14 protein-coding genes are annotated in these 19,165 nt (G+C 70.0%); 2 read left to right on the top strand and 12 right to left on the bottom strand.

Annotated elements, in window-relative coordinates:
• Positions 1-51: 51 nt before the first annotated feature.
• From KDY119_RS03275 to chvE, 12 genes are all read right to left on the bottom strand, one after another.
• Positions 52-3,060 (bottom strand): glycoside hydrolase family 95 protein, encoded by a 3,009-nt coding sequence (locus KDY119_RS03275; RefSeq protein ID WP_148284263.1) that lies wholly within the window; start codon positions 3,058-3,060, stop codon positions 52-54.
• A gap of 111 nt (positions 3,061-3,171) precedes the next feature.
• Complete coding sequence (locus KDY119_RS03270; RefSeq protein ID WP_036953497.1) at positions 3,172-4,167, bottom strand: zinc-binding dehydrogenase; 996 nt, start codon at positions 4,165-4,167, stop codon at positions 3,172-3,174.
• 99 nt (positions 4,168-4,266) lie between these two features.
• Positions 4,267-5,259, bottom strand: a complete 993-nt coding sequence (locus KDY119_RS03265; RefSeq protein WP_036953500.1) for a LacI family DNA-binding transcriptional regulator — start codon at positions 5,257-5,259, stop codon at positions 4,267-4,269.
• A gap of 64 nt (positions 5,260-5,323) precedes the next feature.
• Positions 5,324-6,364: a rhamnose ABC transporter substrate-binding protein gene (gene rhaS / locus KDY119_RS03260; RefSeq protein ID WP_036953504.1), complete on the bottom strand. Its 1,041-nt coding sequence runs from the start codon at positions 6,362-6,364 to the stop codon at positions 5,324-5,326.
• Positions 6,365-6,453: 89 nt separating this feature from the next.
• Positions 6,454-7,500: an ABC transporter permease gene (locus tag KDY119_RS03255; RefSeq protein ID WP_036953506.1), complete on the bottom strand. Its 1,047-nt coding sequence runs from the start codon at positions 7,498-7,500 to the stop codon at positions 6,454-6,456.
• On the bottom strand, positions 7,497-8,549 hold the full coding sequence (locus KDY119_RS03250; RefSeq protein WP_036953509.1) for an ABC transporter permease: 1,053 nt from the start codon (positions 8,547-8,549) through the stop codon (positions 7,497-7,499). Before KDY119_RS03250 ends, KDY119_RS03255 begins: the two co-directional genes overlap by 4 nt.
• Complete coding sequence (locus KDY119_RS03245) at positions 8,546-10,129, bottom strand: sugar ABC transporter ATP-binding protein (RefSeq protein WP_051136815.1); 1,584 nt, start codon at positions 10,127-10,129, stop codon at positions 8,546-8,548. Before KDY119_RS03245 ends, KDY119_RS03250 begins: the two co-directional genes overlap by 4 nt.
• Positions 10,126-11,130, bottom strand: a complete 1,005-nt coding sequence (locus tag KDY119_RS03240) for an aldose 1-epimerase family protein (RefSeq protein ID WP_036953511.1) — start codon at positions 11,128-11,130, stop codon at positions 10,126-10,128. The genes KDY119_RS03245 and KDY119_RS03240 overlap by 4 nt, the downstream gene beginning before the upstream one ends.
• A complete protein-coding gene (locus KDY119_RS03235; protein ID WP_036954024.1) occupies positions 11,123-12,364 on the bottom strand; it encodes a cupin domain-containing protein in 1,242 nt (413 codons plus the stop codon). The genes KDY119_RS03240 and KDY119_RS03235 overlap by 8 nt, the downstream gene beginning before the upstream one ends.
• A 276-nt stretch (positions 12,365-12,640) precedes the next feature.
• Entirely contained in the window at positions 12,641-13,813 is a 1,173-nt protein-coding gene (gene mmsB, locus KDY119_RS03230; RefSeq protein ID WP_036953514.1) for a multiple monosaccharide ABC transporter permease, read from the bottom strand.
• Complete coding sequence (gene mmsA, locus KDY119_RS03225; RefSeq protein ID WP_036954026.1) at positions 13,813-15,360, bottom strand: multiple monosaccharide ABC transporter ATP-binding protein; 1,548 nt, start codon at positions 15,358-15,360, stop codon at positions 13,813-13,815. Before mmsA ends, mmsB begins: the two co-directional genes overlap by 1 nt.
• 133 nt (positions 15,361-15,493) lie before the next feature.
• Positions 15,494-16,615 (bottom strand): multiple monosaccharide ABC transporter substrate-binding protein, encoded by a 1,122-nt coding sequence (gene chvE / locus KDY119_RS03220; RefSeq protein WP_036953517.1) that lies wholly within the window; start codon positions 16,613-16,615, stop codon positions 15,494-15,496.
• Positions 16,616-16,859: 244 nt separating this feature from the next.
• On the opposite strand from chvE, the gene KDY119_RS03215 reads away from it, so the two are divergent.
• Positions 16,860-18,071, top strand: coding sequence for an ROK family transcriptional regulator (locus KDY119_RS03215; RefSeq protein WP_051136816.1), 1,212 nt, complete (start codon positions 16,860-16,862; stop codon positions 18,069-18,071).
• A complete protein-coding gene (locus tag KDY119_RS03210; RefSeq protein ID WP_036953520.1) occupies positions 18,068-18,880 on the top strand; it encodes an ATP-binding cassette domain-containing protein in 813 nt (270 codons plus the stop codon). Before KDY119_RS03215 ends, KDY119_RS03210 begins: the two co-directional genes overlap by 4 nt.
• The last annotated feature ends 285 nt before the right edge of the window (positions 18,881-19,165 follow it).

Raw genomic sequence — 19,165 nt, 5'->3', positions numbered from 1 at the left:
TCCCCCGGAGAGGGCAGGGTGCCGCCGTGTCGTCCCGGCCGACCCGACGGGTCAGCTCAGCTGCACACCGAAGACGTGCAGCGTCGCGACACCCGCACCGGCGGCCGCGCTCACGTCCGGCAGCGCGACGTCCGAGACCGTCTTGCTCGCGCTCACGGGCACCTTGACCACGTTGAGGTACGCCGGCCTGTCGTACTTCGTGTTGCCCGTGCGGTTCGAGTACCCGAGCGTGAGACCCGGGCTGCCGATCCCGTCGAGCCAGTCCTTGCTCCCGAGCGTGAACTGCTGCGACGAGCCGTCCGTGTAGTGCACGGTCCCCGTGCCGCTCGCCGGGCCGTACGTCGCGGCGACGAGGAAGCTCAGGGTCGAGCCCTTGGCACCGATCGACACCCGTTGCCCGTGCGCGACGACGTTGTCCGGCGTCCCGTCACCGAGCGCGGTCTTCGGCCACGTGAACGCGACCCCGCCCACGGTCACCTGCTTGCCGGGGCTGGCACCCGCCGAGGCGAGCGCGGCGAGCGACAGGCTGGCGGTGCCACCGTCGAGGTTGCCGACGTCCGTGGTGTCGTCCGCGGTGACCCCCGCGTTGTCGAACAGCGAGGCGAACGGGGCCGCCGTGCCGCGCGGGTCGAGGCCGATCTGGACCGGACCGAAGTGCCGGGCGGCGGCGGCCGCCGTCCCGCTCACCGCGGCGTAGGGCAGGTCGGTGGTGAGCGCCGAGGTCGGCTCGACCAGGTACGTGTGACCAGCCGTCGCCGCGACGGTGATCGTGCTCGCCGTCGTCGGGTTCACGACGGTGGCGCCCGAGGTCACGTCGACGACCTTGATCTGCTTGCCCGACCAGGGGTTGCGGATCGCCTGGGACGTCGTCTCGCCGGCCTCGTAGAGGACCGTCCGCAGCGCGCCGCCCGAGTACTGGACGTCGACGGTGCTCTTGTGGAGCGTCGCCACCGAGCCCGAGGCGTCCCACGACGACGGCCAGGCGGGAGCGATCCGCAGCGTGCCGTCGTAGTCCTGGAGCAGCGCCTCGTTGATCGTCTCCGCGACGTTGCCGGTCTGCTCGTTGTAGAAGTCGATCCCGGCCTCTGTCGAGAGCCCGTTCGGGTAGATCTGGAACTTCTGCACGCCGGCCTTGAGCACGGGGGCGATCTCGCTCGAGAGCCCGAGCCGCGCCGCGTACAACGCGTCGTAGTCCCAGTCGTTGCTCGCCTTGAAGCTGCGCGACTCGTACGAGCGCACGCCCAGGTCGTGCAGGCTCCCCGACTGGTCGCCGATCAGGCCGAACGGCCAGATCGACTCGAGCTGGGTGTTCTCCACGTTGTGCAGGGACGCGCTCGGGTTCGCCGAGTACGCGAGCACCCAGCCCGAGTCGGAGTCCTTGCTGTTGTTCTCCACGACCTGCGAGTGCGTCGCGGAGTCCGTGCGCGGGAGCCCCGGGAGCTGCTTGACCGCTGCGTCGATCTGCGTGACCAGGCTCGCGTCCTTGCCGAGCGACGTCGCGACGTCGCCGATGATCGGCAGCACCGTCGTCATCGCGGCGACGAGCATGCTCGGGTCCTTCACGGCCCACTGGTTCTCGTGCTCGTTGCCGGTGAAGTGGAGCTTGCCGTCGCTGCCCACGGTCCCGATGCTGAGCAGGAACTGGGCCACCGACTTCATCAGCGGGTACGCCTGGTTCAGCAGCGCGGTGTCGTGGGTCTGCTGGTACTGCCGCCAGACCCAGTACACGACCTCGGCGCCCGTGGAGAACGTCTGCGAGTTGAACGACGGCGTGATGGTGGTGTCGCACGACCGGTTGGCGTTCCAGCCCCCGTAGTCGCCGCCGCCGTTGTACCGCATGGTCTCCGGCACGCAGACCCCCTGCGTCCCGGGCACGTGCGACCGGGTCCACGCCTCGTTGCTCGCCAGGTTGTCCGTGTAGAGCGTGAAGATGCTCGTGTTGAGCGCGGCTGCGCCGGAGCTGATGTTGGCCGCGATCTGCTGCCGGATGTTCCAGAACCAGTAGTCCGCCGGGACCCAGGTGTGCTGGTCCTCGAACGCCGAGAAGAGCGGCGCCGCACCGGCCTGCGAACCCGGGTACTGCCCGCGCATCAGGCTGGCCTGCTGGTACAGGAACAGGGTGCGCAGGTTCTCCATGTACTGCGCCTCGCCGTCGGACGACGACAGCTGCACGAGCTTGACGCCGTTCCAGTACGACGACCACCAGGCGGTGTGCGCCGAGGAGAGCTGCGCGGACGTCTTGCCGGCGTCACCCCGCACGAGCTGGGCTCCCGTGGCCGCGCCGTCGCCGCCCTTCCAGCTCGGGGCGCCGACGAGCAGCCGGTAGGAGCCCTGGGAGTCGGCCTTGAAGCTGATCGCGACCTTCTGGGAGCTCACGACCGACGCGCTCACGCTGCCGGACGCGGTGAGCGCGAGAAGGGACCCGAAGGTCGCCCCCGAACCCCCGGTCGAGCTGTCCTTCCAGGTCTCGGCGAGCGACGCGGTCGTCTTGTCGGACGACACGGCGGCGGTCGGCGTGCGGCCCTTCCACAGGTTCGCGGTCGCCGTCTGGGTCGAGTTCGCAGGGACGCCAGTCACGTCGACCACGAGCTCGTCCTTGTCGGCCCGCACGTACGTCTTGGCGGTGATCCCCCCGCCCTGCTGCGTGTACGTGCCGGTGTAGAGGTCGAGCGATGCGTGGTAGTCGGACGCCTTCGTCATCGCGCTCAGGCCCGGGACGTCCACCCTGCCGGGTGACTTGCGGTCCGGGAACGTGTCGTCCCGGTTCAGCTGGATCCGCATCCCGTCCTGCGCCCAGACCGCGGCGCCGAGCGAGCCGTTGCCGAGCGGGATCGCCTGGGTGTTCTCGGTGTTGGGTCTCCCCAGCACGATGTTCGACTCCCGGACCACGCCGGGGACGTCGAGGTGGAATGCTCCGTTGCTGTACGCCGTGGTCGGCGTCGTCGCCGCCTCCGCGGTCGTCGTGGTGGTACCGAACATCACGGCGACGAGCGCACCGGCGGAGCCGATGGCCGTCACCCGTCGGGTGGTGCGTCGTGCGTGTTGCGCTGTCTCGCTCATCGAAAGATCCCTCCATTGGGACTTCATGTCGGTTTGAGCCAGGTCACGGACGTTCTCGGTAGGTCAGGGGTGCGGGGTCTCCTTCCTGTCGCGCGGCCCCCTTCACGGTCGTCAGAGCTCGGCCCAGTCCCAGCCGATCACTGCCGACACGGCAGGCACCCGGCCGGCGACCACCTGCGTCAGCAGGTCGTCCACCTCGGCCCGGGTGGTGGCGACGGAGTGCCCGACGAGACGCTCGACGGGCAGCAGCCCCTCACGCATGAGCTGGAGGGTGTCGAGCAGGCGGCCACGGGTCCAGCCGGCGACGAAGTGCGCGGTGATCTCGCGCTGCTGCATCACGGCCATGTCCGCCCAGTGCCGGGCGCCGTCGGGCGAGTGCCCGCTGAACACCACCTCGGCGTGAGCCTCGGGCAGCGCGTCCATGCACAGCGCGAACGCCTCGTCGTTCTGCACGGTGTCGATCGCCGACCGCGGTTCGAAGTCACGGGGACTCGTCCCGGTGCCGCTGCGGGAGTTGAAGACGGTCACGCCCTCGGCCTCGAGCAGGCCGAGCCTCTCGTCCCGGTGCCCGACGACCAGCACCTCCGCCCCTCGGGCGCGGGCTGCGAGGGCGCTCGACGCACCGATGATGCCGTCGCCCACGACGACCACGCGTCGGCCCTGCGGCTCGAGGATCCGCGACGCGGCGTTGACGCCGACCTGCGCCGTGACGAACAACGAGGCCGCGACCGGGTCGACGCCCTCGACGTCGAAGACCTCGTGCGTGGCGCTCGCCGCCCGGGCGACGTGGCCGCCCCACGCAGCGGTCGCGCCCACGTAGGGCAGGCTCTCCGTGGCCGCGACGGTCTGGCCGACCTCGAAGCCGCTGCCCGCGGGGGCCGACTCGACGACGCCGACGCGCTGGTACCCGACCACGTGAGGACGCGGCCAGTCGTACCAGACGTACCGGCCGTTGAGGACCCAGCGATCGGTGCCGGGGCTGATCCCGGACAGGTGGGACCGCACGACGACGCCGGTGTCGGCGACCTCCCGGTCCTGCCGGACGGTCGCGATCTCGGCGACCCCCGGCTCCGCCGTCACGACGGCGGGCGAGCTGATCTCAGGCATGGCGATGCTCCTTGGCAGATATGGGCACGGCACGTCGTGGCACGGTGCGGCATGCCACGGGGTGGTGGCGGTGGTAGGTCGGAGGAGACGAGCGCCCGCTCAGGTGGAGCTGCGGACCACGAGCTCCGGCTCGAGGACGATGTGGCTGTGCTCGTGGTGCTCGCTGTTGTCGATCTCGTCGAGGAGGAGACGCACGGCCGCCTCACCGATCGCCCGCCGGTCCTGCCGGACGGACGTCAGGGGCACGATCGCGTCCCGCCCCCAGATCAGGTCGTCGAAGCCGACGATCGCGACGTCCCGAGGGACGTCGATCCCGTGCCCGACGAGACCGTGCAGGAGGCCGAGGGCGACCATGTCGTTCGTGGCCAGGACACCGTCGGGCCGTTCCGAGGCCGGCATCCGCGCGATGGTGTCCGCCAGGCTGCGCCCGTCCTCCATGGTCCAGTCCGTCGAGCTCAGCCGCGTGACCGTCGCTCCCGAGCCGGCGGCGCCTTCCACGAACCCCTCGTACCGCTCGGTCACCTGGGCGAACGCGGTCTGACCACCGGCGGAGGCGAGTCGGCGCCGCCCCCGGCTGACGAGGTGCTCGGCGGCCTTGCGCCCGCCGGCGCGGTTGTCGATGGTGACGAAGCAGACCGGCCGCTCCCCCGAGATGCGGTCGACGTACACGATCGGGACGCCCTGGGTGAGGAGCTCCTCGAGACGGGGGTTCGCCTCGTCGACCGGGGCGACCATGATCCCGTGCACGCGCTGCTGGATCAGGACGTCGAGGTTCTGCTGCTCGGCGACCGCGTCGTTGGCGTCGTGCACCATGATCACGCCGACTCCGAGGTCCCGGGCGTAGTCGGCCGCCGCGAGCGCGACGTCCACGAAGAACGGGTTGCCGAGGTCCGCAAGGGCGAGGCCCAGGGTGCGCTCCCGGCCGAGCCGGAACTGCCGCGCGTGCGGCGTGGGCCGGAAGCCGAGCTCCGTGATCGCGCGGAGCACACGCTCGCGCGTCGCGACGCTCACGTACCCGGGACGGTTGAGGACGTTGCTCACGGTCCCCGCCGACACCCCTGCGTGCCGGGCCACGTCCCGGATCGTTGCCACGCGTTCCCCTTCTCGTCGCTCGCGCCGGCCGACGGGGGCGGCGTGAGCCGCCCCCGACCGACGGTCAGAAGTTGTACTTGTCGATGTTCGACTTGTCGAAGACGGTCGGGTCTCCCAGGATGATCACCCCATCCTTGCCCACGGTGTACTTCCCGAGCTTGCCCGCGGTGAAGGTGTCGCCCTCCTTGCCGGTGATGTCACCGTCGATGAGCGCCTTCGCCGCGTACGCCGCCAGGTAGCCGAGGTTCGTCGGGTCCCAGAGGGCGAACTTGGTGATCGTGCCGTCCTTGACGTACTGGCGCAGCTCGCTCGGCAGGCCCAGGCCCGTCAGCGCGATCTTGCCCTTGTACTGGGACTGGGACAGGTACAGCGCGGCGTTCTTGATGCCGACGGAGTCGGGCGAGATGATCCCCTTGAGGTTCGGGTGCGCCTGGACCAGGCCCTTGGCGGCGTTGAGCGAGTCCTGGTCGTCGTCGTTGCCGTAGACCACGTCGACGAGCTTGATGTTCGGGTACTTCGCGGCCAGGTCCTTCTTCATGAGGGCCAGCCACTCGTTCTGGTTGGTGGCGTTGGGCCCGCCGTCGATGACGCCGATCTCGCCCGTACCGCCGATCGCCTCGCCCATGAGGTCCACGAGCGTCTTCGCGATGCCCTCGGACGACACCTGGTTGACGAACACGTCGCGGCAGTTGGTGTCGGAGTCGAAGGTCACGACCTTGATCTTCTGCTGCTGCGCCTGCTTCAGCGCGGAGCAGGCGGCCTGCGGGTCGTTGGCCGCCGTGACGATCGCGCCGACCTTCTGCTGCGTGAGCGTCTGGATGAACGGGACCTGGGCGTTGGCGCCGGTCGCGGTCGGACCGACCTCCTGGTAGGACCCGCCGAAGCCTTCGACCGCGTCCTTGCCGCCGGCGTCGGACGCCTGGAAGTACTTGTTCCCGAGGCTCTTGGGGACGAACGCGACCTTGTAGTTGTGGTCGGAACCGCCCTTCGTGGAGCCGGACGAGCTGGAGCTGGTGGAGCAGGCTGCGAGCCCGAGCGCGAGGACTGCCGCGGTGACGACGGCGGCGCTGACGCCCCGACGGCCCCGGTGGAGGTGCATCTTCATCGTTGCAACGACCTTTCTGGGATGGAGCTGGCGTGCGGGAGGTGGAGAGGGTGATGGGGTGGGGGTGCGGGTGCGGCCCGCTCCTTTCGTCAGGCCGCTTCGGACGTCTTGGGCCGACGGCGGCGGGTCCGGATGCGCGCGAGGCTCCCGATGCCGACGGAGAGGATGAGGACGACCCCGGTGACGACGTTCGTGCCGTCGGAGCCGATGCCCCCGAGCTGGAGGGCCTTGGCGAGGACCCCGATGAGGACCGAGCCGATCAGGGCGCCCACGAGCGTGCCGCGGCCGCCCCAGAAGGAGACGCCGCCGAGGATGATCCCGGTGACGACCTGAAGCTCCATGCCGTAGCCGTTGGAGCCGATCGCGTTGTCGTACTGGAGCGTGTAGTAGATCCCTGCGAGCCCGGCGACGAACCCGCTCATGACAAACAGGACGCACTTGCTGCGGTTGCTACGGACGCCCGAGAACGACGCCATCTCGGGGCTGAGCCCGATGGCGTAGAGCCCGCGCCCGAACGGGGTGAAGTGGAGCAGGTACCCGAACAGGACGGCGAGGATGCCGATCCCGACGACGGCGACCGGGATCGGGGAGCTCCCGACCAGGGCGTTGGCCGCGTCGGTGAGCGACGGCGAGAACGTGGTGATCGACGTCGTGCCGAGCATCCCGACCGCCACACCGCGGAAGAGCGAGAGCGTGCCGATGGTGACCGCGATGCTCGGGAGCCCGACGACGGTCACGAGCACCCCGTTGAGCAGCCCGACGGCGGTGCCCGCGAGCACGCCCAGCGTCGCACCGACGCCGACGGGGAGGCCCGCCTGCGTCGCGAGCCCGAAGACCGCGCTCGACAGCCCCAGGACGCTGCCGACCGAGAGGTCGATCTCCCCCGTCACGACGATCAGCGTGACGGGGAGCACGAGGAGCAGGATCGGCGCGATGTTCAGCAGCATCGACGAGTAGGTGAACGGCTCGGCGAAGTTCGGCACGAAGGCCGACGACACGAGGATCACCACGACGAGGGCCGCGAGGAGGATCGTCTCGCTGCGGAAGAGGAGACGGCGCCACAGCGGGGCGGCGTGGTTCTGGTACCGGACGCCCGTGCTCGGCGGCACGACGGCGGCGGTGGCGGTCGAGGTCATGCGTGGCTCCTCAGTGCTCGGGCCCGGCGGGCTCTCGTGACGAACAGTGCCCGGTCGAGCGCGATGGCGCCGAGGATGAAGGCACCGACGAAGGCCTGCTGCCACAGGCTCGGGATCCCCAGGACGGGCAGCGCGCTGTTGATGGTCCCGAGCAGGAAGGCGCCGAGCGCTGCGACCCACACGGCACCCGAGCCGCCGGTGATGGCGATGCCGCCGACGACCGCGGCCGCCACGGTCTCGAACTCGAGGTTCGTGCCGACCTGGGAGTCGCCGCTGACGTAGATGGCGAGGTACATCGTGCCCGCGAGGCCTGCGAGCGCGCCGCTGAGCACGAAGGCCTTGACCGTGATCTTGCGGGTGTCGAGCCCATACAGGACCGCGGCGTCGGGGTCCGACCCGAGGGCGTAGAACTCGCGGCCCCCGCGCCTGTTGCGCAGGTACCAGCTCACGACGAGGACCACGGGGACGGTGAGGATGAAGAGGTACGGGATTCCGAAGAGCTCCGCGGTGCTGAGCTTCTGGAAGCTGTCCGGCAGCCACTCCGGGCGGATGAAGTTCCCCCCGACCCAGAGCACGTCGACGCCACGGATGGCGTAGAGCATGCCCAGGGTGATCACGAGGGACGGAACCTTCAGGAGCGCCACCAGGAGCCCGTTGACGAGGCCGATCGCCGCGCCGAGAGCGATCGACAGGATCACCACCACGACCGTGGGGATGCCCGACACCTGGTGGAAGAGGTTCCCCGCGAAGTAGGTGCACAGGCCCATGGTCGAGCCGACGGACAGGTCGATGTTGCGGGTGATGATGACTGCCGCCTGCCCGACCGCGACGACGATGAGGATCGTCGGGAGCGTGAGCAGCGAGCGCCATCCGTCGCTGCTGAACAGGAAGGGGCGGTTGACCGCGCTGGTGCCGGCGACCAGAGCCACGATCAGGAGCGCGAGCCCGAGCTCGCGCGCGCGCACGACGCGCTCGAGCCAGTGCTGCTGCGCCTTGACCGCAGCCGGGGGTGCCGGCGTCGGCGTCGGGGCTGTCGTCGTGGTGGTCATGCGTCGGGCTCCTTCGGGGCGGGCGCCTGGGTGGCGGCGAGCATGACGTTCTCGGCGGTCGCCTCGTCGCGCGAGAGCTCGGCGGTGAGCCGCCCTTCGCGCACCACGAGGATCCGGTCGGCCATGCCCAGGACCTCGGGCAGCTCGGACGAGATCATGAGGACCGCCAGACCCCGGCCGGCGAGCTCCGAGATGAGGCGGTGCACCTCCGACTTGGTCCCGACGTCGATCCCTCGGGTCGGCTCGTCGATGATGAGGAGCTTGGGCTCCGTCGCGAGCCACTTGGCCAGCACGACCTTCTGCTGGTTGCCGCCGCTGAGCATCGTCGCCTGGGTGTCGAGCGAGTGCGTCTTGACCTGGAGCCGGGCCGCCCAGTCCTGGGCCGCCCGGTTCTCGACCCGGGTGCTGAGGAACCCGGCCTCGGCCAGGCGCTCGCGGATCGCCAGCGTGATGTTGCTCGCGACGCCGGCCGTCATCGCGAGCCCCTGCCTGCGCCTGTCCTCGGGGACGAACCCGATGCCGGCGCGCATGGCCTCGGCGGAGTTGTGCGCGTGGAGCTCGACCCCGCCGACCCGGACCGTCCCGCTGTCGTACGGGTCGACGCCGAACACGGCGCGCGCGATCTCGCTGCGGCCCGCGCCGACGAGGCCGGCGAGGCAGACGATCTCCCCCGCACGCACGTCGAAGCTCACGTCCGAGAACAGACCCAGCGAGCTCAGGCCCTCGACCTGGAGCACGACGTCGCCGACCTCGGTCTCGATCTTGGGGAAGAGCTGGTCGACGTTGCGGCCGACCATCTGCCGGATGATCTCGTCCACGTCCACGTCGGCGACCGCGTTGGTCGACACGTAGGCGCCGTCGCGCATGACCGTGATGGTGTCGCAGAGGGAGAAGACCTCGTCGAACCGGTGCGAGATGAAGATGACGCCCTTGCCCTCGTCGCGCAGGTGCCGGGCGATCCCCATCAGCCGGTCGACCTCGAGCCCGCTGAGGGCGGCGGTCGGCTCGTCCATGACGATCACCTGAGCGTCCAGGGACACGGACTTCGCGATCTCGACGATCTGCTGGTCAGCGATCGACAGGCTGAGCGCCTGACGCTGCGGGTCCAGCGGCACACCGAGCCGCGCCGTCAGCTCGCGCGTGTCGCGGTTCATCTTCGCCCGGTCGATCTGGCCGAAGCGGGTGTAGGGCTGACGCCCGATGAAGATGTTCTCCGCGACCGACAGGTCGGGGAAGAGCGTCGGCTCTTGGTAGATCACGGCGATGCCCGCCGCCTTGGCGTCCGCCGTCGTGCGGAAGTCGACGGGCTCGCCGTCGAGCAGGAAGTCCCCCGAGTCGCGGGTGTGCAGCCCGCCGATGATCTTGACGAGAGTCGACTTGCCGGCGCCGTTCTCGCCGACGACGGCGTGGATCGAGTGCCGCTCGAGGCGCAGGTTGCCGTCGCTCAGGGCCGAGACCGCGCCGAACCGCTTGGTGACGGAGCGAAGCTCGAGGAGCGAGGTCGCGGAGGGGGACGCCGCGGGTTCGGTGCGGACGGCCGGTCCGGCTGTCGCGTGCGTGACGCTGTCTTCGGTGCTCACGGTGCGTCCACCTCGATCTCCAGGCGGTAGGTGCGCGACTCGCCGGGGGCGAGCGACGGCAGCAGGCCGTTCTTGCGGGCCGCCGCCCGACCCGTCATCTCCGAGGTGTTGGCGGGCTCGAGCCCGAGCGCGTAGCAGCGTTCGGCGAGCATCTTCCACTCGAAGATCGCGGGGAGGGTGTCGGAGTAGCGCAGGGTCAGGGCGAGGCCGCGCGCGTCGTTGACCACGCGCGCGACCCGCTGCTCGGACTCGTCGGTGGTGTGGATGAAGACCTGCTCACGGAATCCGGCCTGTGGGTCCCCGAACACACCGCGGGTGTCGAACCCCAGCGCGGCGTCCGCGTCGCGCGGCTCGGCCGAGGCCTGGCCGATCTCGATCCGGGTGTCCGTGTCCAGAAGCGGCCAGCCGAGGTTCACGTGGTACAGGACCATGTGATCCTGCTCGTCCGCGCCCTCGTTCGTCACGACGTCCTCGACGGTGAAGGAGCGCGAGCCCAGGGCGGTCGTGATACGGCGCCGCAGCACGAGGTTCTCCTCGAGGACCGCGGTCTGGCGGACCCTGCCCTCGACGACGAGCTCGTCGCCGCTCAGCTCGGCCCGCGTGAGCGTCGAGCGCAGGCCCCCGATCCTGCCGTGCATGGGCAGGTCGACCCCCTGGTCGGTCGACGGCGCACCGAAGGTGTCGAGCCCGCAGGTGCTCAGCACGCCGCCGGCGAAGGTCCTCATCCAGCCGCGCCCGCGGGCGTCGGTCATCGCCGGGTCCACGTCGCCGACGGCCGACCGCCAGGCGAACGGCACGCCGTTGAAGGTCAGGGTTCCGAGGTCGAGGGCACGGTCGGGCAGGACGTCGAGCTCGAGCCCGCCGCCGTTGACCAACCGCAGGCGACGGTTGCCGCGGGCCGGTCCGTTCGCGTCGACGACGTCCTCGATGCGCGCGACCTGGTCGAGCGAGCCGACACGCCGCCCGACCTCGCGCAGCGCCAGCCCGTGCAGCTCAGACAAGGCCCAGCTCCACGTTCCCCGGCCCGAAGTGCTTGAGCACGACGAGCTCTTCCGTCGGGCTGGCGTTGTGCACGCGGACGCCGGCCCGGGCGGCCTCCGCGGTGACGAAGAACTCGTCCTGGCTGAGCTGCCCGAAGCGGATCACGGTGGCCGCGGCCGCGTCGTGCGAGCCGAGAGTCCCGTGACCCTGCACGACGATCGCCCCGTAGGCGTCGTCCTCGGTGATCACGGCCGTCTCCCCCGGCGCGACCGTGAGCTCCTTGGCGCTGAAGGCGTTCGAACGGTAGACGATCCACCGCTCGACGTACGCCCGGCCTCCCGCCGCCTCGGACGCCTTGGTCTCGTAGGGGGCCATGAACCGGTTCGCGACGAAGTCCGGGTCGACGTTCTTCTCCCAGTCGAGGAGGTCGAGCACGGCGTCGACGTCGCCGTGGCGCGACTCCGGCACGTCCTTCCACAGCAGCTCTTCGGGCACCTCGCGGTTGTTGCTCCAGGACTCGCACATGGAGAAGACGTCCGAGGACGACTGCGGCTCGTACGTGCAGATGCTCGCCGGGGCGTGCAAGACGCCCGACGGGACGTCCCAGCCCGTGCCGAGCTGCGTGCGGTAGCCCAGCGCGAGCTCGGTGATCCGGTTGTCCCCGCCCGCGCCGAACCGCGCGAGGCGCTCGCGCACCTGGTCCCTCGAGGTCCCCGGGCGCAGACCGAGGTACGAGATCGACTGGTCGCCGAGGTAGTTGTTCATCTGCGGCGAGTAGTAGTACGCCTCGGGCTTGCCGACCTTCCCGACGAGCGCGGCCTTCTCGTCGTCGTGGTGCACGTGGAACGGCAGCGGGAGCAGGTTGTCGTAGAACTTCGAGTACATGGTCCAGCCGCCGTGGCCCTCCCAGAGCCGCTCGCCGACAGCCGCCGCGCCGTGGTGGCTCACGAACTCGTCGAACGGGAGTAGCGTGCCGTCGGGGTCGACCACCAGGCTGAGCCCCTCGTAGGGGCCGGTGAGAGGCCCGTTCTCCGCGCGCACCGTGGACGCGAGCCAACGCTCGTCGATGCCGCCGCGCGTCTGCTGGAACGGGAAGTAGTCGTCCGGGTGGAGCCGGATGCGACGCCCCGGGGTGCAGAACGAGCGCGGCACCCAGGAGGGAGCGAGACGGACGATGCCGTCGCCGGCGTCGAGCGCCCGGGACATGCCCGACACGTGGGACGAGATCCGGTCCAGGTAGGGGTCGTTCGTCATCAGCACTCCTCGTTGAGTCGCCGCGCCTGCCGGCGCGACATCGCGTGGCAGCAGGTTCACTGAACCTGGTTCAATGAACCTGAACGTTAGCGCGTGACTCCCGACGAGTCAACAGTCCCGGAGCGACTTTTCGTGCACCGGCTCGGCGCCGGACCAAGGCGTGGCGCTGCGAGGACAGGCACAGGCAGGGCCGGGCGGTGACGAGCACGACGACGAGGGGCTCGCACCGGCCGGTTCGGCCGGTGCGAGCCCCTCTCTCGAGCCGCGAGCCCGTCGTCAGGTGAGCGACGAGCGGCGCTTGCCGATGATGTCGAGCGCGACCGCGAGGAGCAGCACGAGACCCTTGATGGTCTGCTGCCAGGCAGCGTCGACCGACATGATCGACAGGCCCATGTTGAGCACGCCCATGATGAGCGCACCGATCATGGCGCCGGAGATCTTGCCGACGCCACCGGCGACGGCCGTGCCGCCGATGAAGCACGCGGCGATCGCGTCGAGCTCGTAGTTGGTGCCCGCGGCCGCGACGCCGGCGCCGGCGCGCGAGGTCGTCACGATCGCGGCGACCGAGGCGAGCACACCCATGTTGACGAAGATCGCGAAGTCCGTGCGACGGGCGGACACGCCCGAGAGGATGGCCGCGCTCCGGTTGCCACCGACCGCGTAGATGTGGCGGCCGAAGGTGCTGCGGCTCAGCACGAACGTGTACCCGAGCACCAGGACGCCGAGGATGACCAGGACGATCGGCGTGCCGCCCTTGGACAGCGCGAGCCAGTACGTCACGAGGGCGATGAGCGCCGCGAGGATCACGAGCTTGCCGACGAAGACCGGCAGCGCCTCGACCGAGAGGTTGTGGCGCACGAGGTTGCGGCGCGAGCGGAACTGCGACCAGACGAGCCCGAGGACGGCGATCACGCCGATGACCACGGTCACCACGTCGAGGTTGCCGGCGAAGCCGAGGAAGTTCGGCAGCGAGCCGTTACCGATGTCGTTGAACGAGTTGGGCAGCGGCGCGACGGTCTCGCCCACCAGCACGATGGCCAGGCCACGGAAGATCAGCATGCCCGCCAGGGTGACGATGAACGCCGGGATGCCGACGTACGCGATCCAGAACCCCTGCCAGACGCCCACCAGCGCGCCCACGACCAGCGTAGCGACGATCGCCACCGGCACCGACCAGTGCCAGTGGTTCATCATGATCGCGCACAGGCCTCCAGCGAAGGCGACGACCGAGCCGACCGACAGGTCGATGTGGCCCGCGACGATCACCATGACCATGCCGATCGCGAGGATCATGACGTACGCGTTCTGCTGGATCAGGCTCGCGACGTTGTTGGGGCTGAGCAGCCTGCCGTCGGTCATCGCCTGGAACAGCAGGACGATGACGACGAGCGCTGCGACGATGCCGTACTGGCGGACGTTGCGTCCCAAGTACTCCCGCACGACGTCCATCAGAGGTCTCCCTTCGCGGGGCCGCCGACGACGACCCTCTCCTTGGTCATGTAGCGCATGAGCTCTTCCTGGGTCGCGTCCTCGCGGGACACCTCACCGGTGATCCGCCCCTGGCTCATCGCGTAGATCCGGTCGCAGATGCCGAGCAGCTCGGGCAGCTCGGACGAGATGACGAGCACCGCCTTCCCGGCGTCCGCGAGCGAGTTGATGATCGTGTAGATCTCGTACTTCGCGCCGACGTCGATCCCTCGGGTCGGCTCGTCCAGGATCAGGATCTCAGGCTCGGTGTTGACCCACTTCGAGAGCACGACCTTCTGCTGGTTGCCCCCCGACAGCTTCCCGACGACCGACTCGACCGACGGCGCCTTGATCCGGAAGTCCTTGCGGTAGCGCTCGGCGACCTGCTCCTCCGCGCCCGCACGGACGATCCCGAACGCGTTCGACACCTTGCCGAGGGCGGCGGCCGAGACGTTCTCCCGGATCGTCTGGATCAGGTTGAGGCCGAGGCTCTTGCGGTCCTCGGTGGTATAGGCGAGCCCCTGGTCGATCGCGTCCCGGACGGTGCGGAGGTTGACCTGCTCGCCGTCCCGGAAGACCTTCCCCGAGATCCCGGTGCCCCACGACCGCCCGAAGACGCTCATCGCGAGCTCGGTGCGGCCCGCACCCATGAGGCCGGCGAGCCCGACGATCTCGCCGTGGCGGACCGTAAGGCTCGCGTCGTCGACGACCTTGCGCGACGTGTCGATCGGGTGGTGCACGGTCCAGTGCTCGATCCGCAGCGCCTCAGTTCCCGGCTCGTGCTTCTCGCGGTCCGGGAACAGCTGCTCGAGCGAGCGCCCGACCATGCCGTGGATGATCCGGTCCTCGGTGACGGGCTCGGGCCCGTGCAGGTCCAGCGTCTCGATGGTCCGCCCGTCGCGCAGCACGGTGACCCGGTCCGAGATCGCAGCGACCTCGCTCAGCTTGTGCGAGATGTAGATGCAGGTGATGCCCTGCGAGCGGAAGAGGCGGAGCAGGTCGAGCAGGTGCTCGCTGTCCTCCTCGTTCAGGGCCGCGGTGGGCTCGTCGAGGATGAGGAGGTCGACCTTCTTGCTGAGCGCCTTGGCGATCTCGACGAGCTGCTGCTTGCCGACACCGATGTCCACGGGGAACGTGTCGGGCGACTCGGAGAGCCCGACGTCGGTGAGCAGCTTGGCCGCCTCGGCACGCGTCGCGTGCCAGTCGATGATCCCGCGCTTCGACCGCTCGTTGCCGAGGAAGATGTTCTCGGCGAGGGTGAGCCGCGGCACGAGGGCGAGCTCCTGGTGGATGATGACGACGCCCGCCTCTTCGGAGTCCTTGGTCCCGCGGAACTCGACCTCCGAGCCGTTGAGCCGGATCGTGCCGTCGTAGCTGCCGTGCGGGTAGACCCCCGACAGGATCTTCATGAGCGTGGACTTGCCCGCGCCGTTCTCGCCGCAGATCGCGTGGATCTCTCCGCGCCTGACCTGCAGCCTCACGTCCTCGAGCGCGATCACTCCGGGGAACGTCTTGGTGATGTCGACCATCTCGAGGATCAGGTCCTCGCGGTCCGCGTGCGTGCTGCTGGGCACAGTGCCCTCCTCCTTCTCGACCAGGTCCCCCGCTCAGGCCGGGGCCCCGAGGCTCGCCGCAGCGAGCCCCGGGGCCCCGGCCGCGCGATCAGAGCCCGAGGTCGGACGCCGAGTAGAAGCCCGACTTCACGAGCGTCGACTCGACCGTGTCCTTCGTGACGACCTGCGGCTTGAGCAGGTACGACGGCACGTTCTTGACGCCGTTGTTGTACGAGTCGGTGTCGTTCACGTCGACCGTCTCGCCCTTGACGATCTGGTCGACCATCTTCGCGACCTGGTCACCCAGCGTGCGGGTGTCCTTCCAGACCGTCATGGACTGCTTGCCCGCGAGCATGTTCTTGACGTTCGCCAGGTCGGCGTCCTGGCCCGTGATGACGGGCCAGTCGTCGCCGGCCTTGTAGCCGGCGCCCTGGAGCGCCTGCTCGATGCCGAGCGCGAGCGAGTCGTTGGGCGACAGGACGACGTCGACCTTCTTGGACTTGTAGAACGAGTTGAGACGGTTCTCCATCTCGGCCTGCGCCTTCGACGAGTCCCAGCCCTGGATACCGATCTGGGTCCACTTGTCGGCCGACGCGGGGATCTTGCCCGACGGCGAGACGAGCTTCTTCGAGTCGATGTAGGGCTTCAGGACGTCGTAGGCGCCCTTGAAGAAGAACTTCGCATTGTTGTCGTCGGGCGAGCCGGCGAACATCTCGATGTTGTACGGGCCCTTGCCGTCCTTGAGCTTGAGCGCGCTCTCGATGTACTCGCCCTGCAGCTTGCCGACGAGCTCGTTGTCGAACGTCGCGTAGTAGTCGACGTTCTGGGTGTCGTTGATCAGACGGTCGTACGCGATGACCTTGACGCCGTCCTTGGCCGCGGTCTGCAGCACCGGGCCGAGTGCCGTGCCGTCGATCGAGGCGATCACGAGCACCTTGGCGCCGTCGTTGACCATGTTCTGGATCTGCGTGATCTGCTGGTCCACCTTGTTGTCGGCGTACTGCAGCGTCGTCTTGTACCCCTCCTTCTTGAGGAGGTCCTGCAGGTGCGAGCCGTCGTTGTTCCACCGCTCGAGGGACTTCGTCGGCATCGCGATGCCGACGAGCGTGTCCGAGGGGGCGGCGGAGGTGCTGTCGCCGCCCGAGTCGCTGCGGGTCGACGAGCACGCACCGAGCGTGCCGAACGCCATCGCTACCGTCGCCACCACGGCGACCTTGCGCCAAGACTTCATCGTCCCATCCTTCTCCGTCGAGGTCCCGGGGCACTGCGCCCCTTCCGCATCGGCGCGGATCTGTCCAACGCCGGGCGGGTCGGCTGCGACTGTAGGACACCGTGCGTTCGAGGTTCAAGCGCAACCGGGGGGCCGTTACCATTTTGTGTTCGAAAGTCGAACGATTGTCACCCGGCCCGCGTCGCTAGGATGTCCGCGGGCGTCGGCAGGTGCGTCGACGGGCACCGCGAAGGGGAGGTCTGCCATGAGCGCGACGGGAGCCAAGAGCGTCCCTCGTTCTCCCGGGTCGCAGGCCTCGCTCCGCGAGGCCAACCGCCAGCGGATCGTCGACACCGTCAAGCACCTCGGTCGCCTCACCCAGGTCGAGCTCGCTGCTGCCACCGGACTGTCGACCGCCACGGTCTCGACGATCGTCAAGACGTTGGTCGCCGACGGCGTCCTCGCGACCGAGCCCACCTCGCGCTCGGGGCGACGCGCGCTCGAGGTCAGCATCGCCCGCCAGGTCGGCGTCGTCGCCGCGCTGCACGTCGGCGCGCGCACGCTCTCGGTCGCGCTCGGCGACCTCGCCCACGCCGTGATCGCCGAGCGCGACCTTCCGCTGCCCCCCGACCACCGCGCCGACACGACCCTCGACCGGGCCGCGCTCATCCTCGTCGGGCTCCTCGAGAACCTCGGCACCGACATCGGCGAGCTCCGCGCGATCGGAGTCGCGATCAGCGCCCCGGTCGACCGCGGGACCGGACTGGTGCTCGCGCCGGGCGCGCTCCGCTCGTGGCGTGACGTGCCAGTCGCACAGGTGCTCGAGAAGCGGCTCGCGCGGCCGGTCCACATCGACAGCGACGCCAACCTCGCGGCGCTCGCGGAGCTCGCCCAGGGCCCCGTCGACGACCTTACGGACATGCTCTACCTGCAGCTGTCCCACGAGGTCAGCGCCGGCCTGGTCCTCGGCGGTCGCGTGTACCGGGGATCCTCCGGCACCGCGGGCCAGATCGGGCACATCCAGGTCGACCCCCGGGGGCCCGTCTGCCGGTGCGGGAACCGCGGCTGCCTCGACACCGAGGCGGGCGAGGCCGCGCTGGTCGGCGCGCTCCGCACGTCGCACGGCGACCTCACGCTGCGCGACGTCGTCCGCCTCTCGGCCCAGGGCGACTCCGGGTGCGAGCGCGTCCTGTCGGACGCCGCCAGGCGCGTCGGGGAGGTCGCCGGCAGCCTCGTGACGGCCTTCGACCCGCGGCGCGTCGTCGTCGGCGGGGAGCTCGCGGAGGCGGGCGACGTCGTCGTCGGGCCGATCCGGGAAGCCGTGGAGCGGGTCTACCTCCGGCACGAGTTCGGCGGGGTCGAGGTCCTCGCGGGGACGGTCGGCACCCGCGCACCCCTCCTCGGTGCGCTCGAGCTCGCCCGCCGGGAGACCCGCGTCGTCCCCACCGAACCAGAAGACGAAGGAACCGATTCGTGACCGCCCCCCGGATCCCCATGCTCTCCCTGCGGGGCATCAGCAAGTCGTTCGGGCACGTCCAGGCGCTCTCCGGGGTGGACCTCGACGTGCACGCGTCGGAGGTCGTCGCCCTCGTCGGGGACAACGCAGCAGGCAAGTCGACGATCGCGAAGATCGTGGCCGGCGTGCTCCAGCCCGACACGGGCTCCATCGCGATCGACGGCGAGGAGGTCACCGTGCCCACGCCGTCCGCGGCGCACGCGCTGGGCGTGGCGACGGTCTTCCAGGAGCTCGCGCTCTGCGACAACCTCGACGTCGTGCAGAACCTGTTCCTGGGGCGGGAGCTGCGCAAGCACAGCCGCCTGGTCCGCCGCACCGGCGCCTTCGGGCGCGCGCTGCCGGGTGCGCTCGACGACGCCCGGATGGAGGACGAGGCGCGTCGCATCCTGCTCAGCCTGAGCTCGCGGATCACGAGCATCCGTACGCCCGTGTCGGCCCTGTCCGCCGGCCAGCGGCAGACGGTCGCGATCGCACGGACCATGCTGGGCCGCCCCCGGGTGATCGTCCTGGACGAGCCGACGGCGTCGCTGTCGGCCACCCAGACCGCCGAGGTCCTGAGCCACACCCAGGCGCTGCGGGACCTCGGGCACGCCGTCGTGCTGATCAGCCACAACCTCAACGACGTCCGCGCGGTCGCCGACCGGGTCGAGGTCCTGCGGCACGGTCGGAACAACGGCTCGTTCCCGGCCCGCACCGCGAGCTACGAGGCCGTCCTGGCAGCGGTCACCGGCGCGACAGGTCTGGCGCACCCCGACCGCGGGACCCCCTGACCGGGGCCGGACCACCGGCCACCGGATCGGGCGCGCGGCGCGCCCGCCCTTCGACCCCGCCGTAACCCTTGACACGTTTTGTTCAAGCGATACTCTAATCCAACGCGCGATGTTAGCGCTCACTTTGCACCACCCATCCAACCTCACCGAGGCGGAGCGGACGCACCAGAGGAGCACGCACGTGGGCAACGAAGCCCGTCGTGAACACACCCGCACGGACCGGGCAGCCACACCACCCTCGTGGCGCCCGCACGCGGCGCTCCGACCGCTCCTTCGCAGGTGGGG

The sequence above is a fragment of the Luteimicrobium xylanilyticum genome, from assembly GCF_009429125.1.
Taxonomy (GTDB): Bacteria; Actinomycetota; Actinomycetes; order Actinomycetales; family Cellulomonadaceae; genus Luteimicrobium; species Luteimicrobium xylanilyticum.
This window is presented reverse-complemented; position numbering and strand designations above follow the sequence as displayed.